This window comes from Streptomyces cahuitamycinicus (assembly GCF_002891435.1).
Lineage (GTDB): Bacteria > Actinomycetota > Actinomycetes > Streptomycetales > Streptomycetaceae > Streptomyces > Streptomyces cahuitamycinicus.
The window spans coordinates 1-5412 of record NZ_POUC01000493.1; the positions used below are offsets into that span (position 1 = coordinate 1).

At 66.2% G+C, this 5412-nt stretch carries 7 protein-coding genes and 2 pseudogenes; 6 read left to right on the forward strand and 3 right to left on the reverse strand.

All coding sequences use genetic code 11. The features are described from left to right. Positions 1-93 precede the first annotated feature (93 nt). Positions 94-750 (forward strand): response regulator, encoded by a 657-nt coding sequence (locus C1J00_RS37535; RefSeq protein ID WP_102913384.1) that lies wholly within the window; start codon positions 94-96, stop codon positions 748-750. A gap of 127 nt (positions 751-877) precedes the next feature. Here the strand turns inward: C1J00_RS37535 and C1J00_RS37540 are convergent, their stop codons facing one another. Together C1J00_RS37540 and C1J00_RS37545 are read right to left on the reverse strand one after the other, a co-directional pair. Continuing rightward, entirely contained in the window at positions 878-1075 is a 198-nt protein-coding gene (locus C1J00_RS37540) for a DUF397 domain-containing protein (RefSeq protein ID WP_102913385.1), read from the reverse strand. After that, the gene (locus C1J00_RS37545) at positions 1072-1833 is read right to left on the reverse strand and encodes a helix-turn-helix domain-containing protein (RefSeq protein WP_245936658.1); all 762 of its coding nucleotides are present in this window, start codon (positions 1831-1833) and stop codon (positions 1072-1074) included. The genes C1J00_RS37540 and C1J00_RS37545 overlap by 4 nt, the downstream gene beginning before the upstream one ends. A gap of 252 nt (positions 1834-2085) precedes the next feature. Between C1J00_RS37545 and C1J00_RS37550 the strand changes: the two genes are divergently transcribed. Then, complete coding sequence (locus tag C1J00_RS37550; RefSeq protein ID WP_102913386.1) at positions 2086-2574, forward strand: ATP-binding protein; 489 nt, start codon at positions 2086-2088, stop codon at positions 2572-2574. A 107-nt stretch (positions 2575-2681) separates the two neighbouring features. Here C1J00_RS37550 and C1J00_RS37555 read toward each other — a convergent pair. After that, positions 2682-3559, reverse strand: a pseudogene (locus C1J00_RS37555) (sigma-70 family RNA polymerase sigma factor). Between the two features lie 86 nt (positions 3560-3645). On the opposite strand from C1J00_RS37555, the gene C1J00_RS37560 reads away from it, so the two are divergent. The 4 genes and pseudogenes from C1J00_RS37560 to C1J00_RS37575 form a co-directional block, all read left to right on the forward strand. Next, positions 3646-4092, forward strand: a complete 447-nt coding sequence (locus tag C1J00_RS37560; RefSeq protein WP_102913387.1) for a carboxymuconolactone decarboxylase family protein — start codon at positions 3646-3648, stop codon at positions 4090-4092. A gap of 193 nt (positions 4093-4285) precedes the next feature. Then, positions 4286-4666 carry a nuclear transport factor 2 family protein gene (locus tag C1J00_RS37565; protein WP_219728400.1) on the forward strand — a complete coding sequence of 127 codons (381 nt, stop codon included), beginning with the start codon at positions 4286-4288 and terminating at the stop codon, positions 4664-4666. Positions 4667-4838: 172 nt separating this feature from the next. Then, positions 4839-5216 (forward strand): nuclear transport factor 2 family protein, encoded by a 378-nt coding sequence (locus C1J00_RS37570; RefSeq protein WP_180989843.1) that lies wholly within the window; start codon positions 4839-4841, stop codon positions 5214-5216. Between the two features lie 115 nt (positions 5217-5331). After that, a pseudogene (locus C1J00_RS37575) lies at positions 5332-5412 on the forward strand (IS5/IS1182 family transposase); the annotation flags it as partial.

The window sequence follows — 5412 nt, forward strand, 5'->3', positions numbered from 1 at the left end:
CGTCCAGGCGGGCCCGGTGACGGCCGGTGGCTGGGCCGTCGAGGCGACCCTCCCCGTGTCCCCGGCCTCCTCCCCGGCGAAGGCGGCGGCGTCATGACGATCCGTGTGCTGATCGCCGACGACCAGGCCATGGTCCGTGCCGGGTTCGCGATGATCCTCGCCGCGCAGGACGACATCGAGGTCGTCGGCGAGGCCACGGACGGGGTACACGCGGTGGAACTCGCCGAGCGCGACCGGCCCGACGTGGTGCTGATGGACATCCGCATGCCCCGCATGGACGGGCTGGAGGCACTGCGCAGACTGACCCGCCCCGGCACCGTTGATCCGCCGAAGGTCGTCGTGGTGACGACGTTCGACGACGACGAGTACGTCCAGCGCGCGCTGGGCGAAGGCGCCTCCGGGTTCCTGATCAAAGACTCGGGGCCCGCCCTCCTCGTCGAGGCCATCAGGGCGGCCGCCTCCGGCGAGGCACTGGTCAGCCCGGCTATCACCGTCCGGCTGCTGCGGCGCCTCAACAGCGCCGTGCCCGCCCCCCGGGAACCGCACACCGCACTGTCCGCACGGGAGAACGACCTGGTGCGCCTGGTGGCCAGAGGGCTGACCAACGCCGAGATCGCCACCCAACTGACCATCTCGGTCGGCACGGTGAAGACTCATCTCTCCAACGTGCAGATCAAGCTCTCAGCCCGCAACCGTGTGGAGATCGCCGCTTGGGCCTGGGAATCCGGGGTCGTCGACGGGCGGGAGTGAGAAAGTGGGCCACCCTGCGGATCAGCTGGTACGGGAAGCCGAGCCCGTACCTGCCCAGGTAGGGGTGGTGCGCGTGAGCCCCGCCGTCCTTGATCGGACGGCAGGTCTCACGCCTGACGTACGACCGTCAGGCCTCCCCGACGAACCCCGCCCACGCCTCACGTGACACACGGACGACGGGTCCGGCCACGGTCTTGGAGTCACGGATGTGCACTGTTCCCATGTCGGCCGCGACCTCGATACAGTCGCCGCCCTCCGCTCCGCTGTAGCTGCTCTTGAACCAGGCGAGGCCGGACGCGACGGCCGAGGACTCAGCGGTGTTCATAGCTCTCCCAGCAACCTCTCGATGAACTCCAGGGACTCTCGCGGAGTGAGAGCCTGTGATCGGATGATCCCATAACGGGCGGCGGCGAGCGCTGCCTGCTGCGGGTCGGTCTGAAGCGTGCTGGATCCTTGCGCCTCGGTGTACGCGAACTTCTTGCCGTCGTCACGCGTGACGACCGTGAACGGCCCGTCCACGCCCGCGCTTTCCTCGCAGTCGAGCGGCATGACCTGGATTTCGACGTTTCGCTTCTGGCCGACGAGTAGCAGATGCTCCAACTGCCCTCGCAGCACGTCCTTTCCACCAAGCCGACGCCGCAATACGGACTCGTCCATCACGAAGCTGAGAAGTGGTGCGGGCTGTCGGTCGAAGACATCCTGCCGAGCCAACCGAGCGGCCACGCGCTGCTCGATGGTCTCCTGGTCCAGAGGCGGCCGACGCATAGCCAGTACCGCCCTCATGTACTCCTCAGTCTGAAGCAGGCCCTTGACCATGAGCGTGTCGTACGAGAGCAACTCGATGGCCTCCTTCTCCAAGGCTGCCATCCCCTGGAAGAACACCGGATACTGAGCCCGCTCCACCTGCTCCTTCCACACCGTCAGCAGCCCGCCCGCGTCCAGGACCTCGTCTGCCCGTTCGATGGTCCTGGGGGAGGGGATCCGCCGACCCTGCTCGTACGACGCGACCGTGGACGCCGAGTATCCGATCCGGCGACCGAAATCCTCTCGCTCCAGGCCCGCCCGCACCCGCAGTGTCTTCATCGTTTACCCGAACGCGACGACCACGGCCTGGCCGGACGTGTCCGCCGTCGCCTGTCCCGCGTCGTCCGCCGACACGGTCTCGGCCCTCTCGTCCGTACCCTCGGTCATCGCTACCGCCTCCCTGGCCCAACGCCGTCCCGGCGGCCTCGTCACGCCGCGCACCTCGTACCCGTACCGCCACCACACGTACAACGGCCCGCGTCGGTGCGTCACCACTGGTCACGCTACGCGACCGGGGACACCGTTGGCGGCATGACGAGCCAACTCCCCAGCCTCGCCGGCACCTCACAACCCAGGCGCCCCGGCGATGATTTGAGCCGCACCTTCGAGATGCGTTTCACCTCCACCCCACGGGGCGCCCGCCTCGCCCGCCGACTGGCCTCGCACCGGCTGGACACCTGGGGCATCCCGTACGGCACCAACCAGCACGAAGAGGTCGTGCTGGTCGTGGGCGAGTTGACCGCCAACGCCGTACGGCACGGCCATGTCCCCAGCCGGGACTTCCATCTGCTCCTCCGTGCCGGCGCACCCGCCCGCACGGTAAGGATCGAGGTAACCGACACCCGGAGTGAACGCACGCCGCCCGAACCTGAAGCGCTGTCCGCCCCCGGCTCGCAGGACACCGGCGGCCGGGGGCTGCTTCTCGTCGCGGCGCTCGCCACCCGCTGGGGCTGGCACCTCCGGCCCGGAGGTCCGGGTAAGACGGTCTGGGCGGAGTGCGTGTTCGCAACTCCCACGTGAGCCCGTGACCGCGGTGGAGGAATGTGGGGAGATGACCTGCAGCGCAACGTCTCTGCGGGATTCGGCGTGGACCACTTCGAGTAGGTGCGGCATTCGCCGGTAGGGAGTCACACCGGGTCCGGCAGGTCCATGAGTGCGAGTTTGGTTGGGTCGACCACGGCGGTGATCTCGGTGATGTGGCCGTCGGCGACAGTGAAGGCCAGGAGGGAAAGCGGGGTGCCGTCCCCGCTCCAGGAGATGACGCCGGGGCGGCCGTTGACAGTCGCCGCATGTCCTCGTGCCGCACTGCCTGCCAATCGCGCGCGGGTGGCGACGTCGGTGGCCCCGAGCGTGACGAACGTGCCGTTCGGGGTTTGGACGGTGAACCTCACTTCGGGGTGGAGAACCTGCAGCAACTGCTCGAACCGGCCGTCGCGGGCCGCGGCCAGGAAGGCTTGGACCACCTCGCGTTGGTGTCGTCCGGCGCTCGCCGGCTGCTGCGCGGCCTGTACCTTCCTGCGGGCGCGGCTGGCGAGCATTTTGGTCGCGTCGGTGGATTTGTCGAGAATGGTGTGCCGATCTCCGCAAAGGGCACGGCGAACACGTCGTGCAGCACGAACGCCAGCCGTTCGTCCGGGCGCAGGGAGTCGAGGACTATGAGGAGCGCGAGGCCGACGGAGTCCCCGATTGCCGCGAGGTCTTGCGGAGCGGGGGCGTTGTCGAGCGTCACGGTGAATTGGGGTAGCTGGTCGTCGAAGGAGACTTCTGGGCGCGTCCGGCCCGACCGCAGGACGTCGAGGCTGATGCGGCCGACCACGGTGGTCAGCCAGCCGCCGAGGTTGTCGATGGTGTCGGTGTCCTGGCGGGCGAGACGCAACCACGCCTCTTGGACCACGTCTTCCGCATCGGCATGCGATCCGAGCATGCGGTAGGCGACGGCGCGGAGCCGGTCACGGTGGGACTCGAAGGCATCGACGATCGGGTCCGTCGGATGGGTGCCGGCCATGTTGTTACCTCCGTGGAAGCTGCTCCGTCATAGGGATGACGCGCACAGGCGCCGCAACGTAACCAGTTGAAGGAGAGCACTCCCACATGGAAAACCGGCTCAAGAACAACCCCGACGTGTGGACCGCGGTCCAGCACCTCCAGAAGGCGATCGCCGTCGGGGGCGTGGACCCGAAGCTGCTCGCGCTGGTCCACCTGCGCGCCAGCCAGATCAACAGCTGCTCGGCGTGCGTCTCCGCCAGTGTCGCCGGCGGGGAAAAGGCCGGTGACACCGACGAGCGGCTGCACAACGTCGCAGCGTGGCGCGAGGCGCCGTTCTACACCGACGCGGAACGCGCGGCACTGGCGCTGACCGAGGCCGCCACCCGACTGCAGGACGGTGCGCCGGGCGTCACCGACGAGATCTGGGAAGAGGCCGACGCCCACTTCACCGAGGAGCAGATCGGCGCGATCAACCTGGAGATCGCGCTGACCAACTTCTTCAACCGGATCAACCGAACCATCAAGGAACCGGCCGGCCAGACCTGGGGCTGAGCCCAGCGCGGCCCTTACCCCACCTTGCCTCAAACATGGTTGATTGCGCGGGTGTGACCGATATGTCCTCTGTGGACTCTTGCGCTGCGGATGTGATGTGAGTCACGCAAGTCTATTGGTTACGTTGAGGTGACCGAGCACTGATGGCGACCATTGGCGCCATATGGGAACGAGCTTCGAAGGGGCGCGGGTGATGGTGCAGTCGACCGAGCCGCTGGACGTTGCGCGCAAGTACTTCGATGTGTTGTCCGCCAAGGACTTCGCCACGGTCGCGGCAGGGCTCGCCGATGACATGGTCTGGCGCCAACCAGTTCTCTGGCACTTGTCGCTGTGGCGAGGCTGTCGGCGAGATGCTCGGCGGCACGCCGTCTGTCAGCCAAGGGACTTTCGAGACCTCACTGACCGGTCCGCTCGCCACCCACGGCCGTTGGCCGCCGCCCCCGTCCACTTCAGCGGGACGCGCCACGGCGAGACGGTGAACCAGGGCGGCATTGACCTGCTGCGCGTCGAAGGCGAGCGGATCGCCGAAGTGTGGCTGTTCTCGTCCGATCCAGTCGAAGCGGACGCGTTCTGAAGCGCCGTCTGAACCTGTTGCCCGACCGCCATCCATCGCATTAACAGTTCGAAGATCTCTCGACTTGGATGACTTGGGGCGACTCCTCAACCGGCCTACCACAACCCCCCGCATGACCTGAACTAGATGGGTCGATGTCGGGATACTTATCGCAGTTAGAATGGGAGTTTCCATGAGTGAAGAACAGGCCAATAAGGAAATCGTCATCGAGGCGTATCAGCGCACGTTTGGCGATTTGGACGTAGCTGCGATCGATGAATTCTTCAGCAAGGACTTCAAGCAGCACAATCCAACGATCGCCGACGGCCCGGAGGGCGTAAAGGCGCTTGTGCGAATGCTCTCTTCGCAAGGGGTGTCAAGGCAAAAAGTCGAATTCAAGCATGTCGTCGCCGAAGGCGACGTCGTCATCCTCCATTCACGCTATGAAATGGCGGGAGCCGAGTGGCGGTTTATCGATATTTATCGTGTTGAGAACGGCCAGTTGGCTGAGCACTGGGATGCGATGATGCAGATGCCGGAAGTGCGCGCGAATACGAACTCGATGTTCTAAAGGGAACGGTTCTCTGGCGTTCCCGTCGGGTGGTTGGACGAGCGAACGTCAACTCGGAATTCCCGCTGCTAAGGGCTGTCCCGTAACTGCTGGTCACTGGTGAGATGATCTTGCTGTGTCTGGTGTGATCACGGCGTCGGAGCCCTCCTGGATAGCCCCGTTCACCGGGCTGAGCCCGCGCCAGTTCGGCAGGCTG

Excerpts from the sequence above, each read along its gene's own strand:
- C1J00_RS37535 (WP_102913384.1), top strand. The coding sequence starts at position 94 with ATGACGATCCGTGTGCTGATCGCCGACGACCAGGCCATGGTCCGTGCC.
- C1J00_RS37540 (WP_102913385.1), bottom strand. The coding sequence starts at position 1,075 with ATGAACACCGCTGAGTCCTCGGCCGTCGCGTCCGGCCTCGCCTGGTTC.
- C1J00_RS37545 (WP_245936658.1), bottom strand. The coding sequence starts at position 1,833 with ATGAAGACACTGCGGGTGCGGGCGGGCCTGGAGCGAGAGGATTTCGGT.
- C1J00_RS37550 (WP_102913386.1), top strand. The coding sequence starts at position 2,086 with ATGACGAGCCAACTCCCCAGCCTCGCCGGCACCTCACAACCCAGGCGC.
- C1J00_RS37560 (WP_102913387.1), top strand. The coding sequence starts at position 3,646 with ATGGAAAACCGGCTCAAGAACAACCCCGACGTGTGGACCGCGGTCCAG.
- C1J00_RS37565 (WP_219728400.1), top strand. The coding sequence starts at position 4,286 with ATGGTGCAGTCGACCGAGCCGCTGGACGTTGCGCGCAAGTACTTCGAT.
- C1J00_RS37570 (WP_180989843.1), top strand. The coding sequence starts at position 4,839 with ATGAGTGAAGAACAGGCCAATAAGGAAATCGTCATCGAGGCGTATCAG.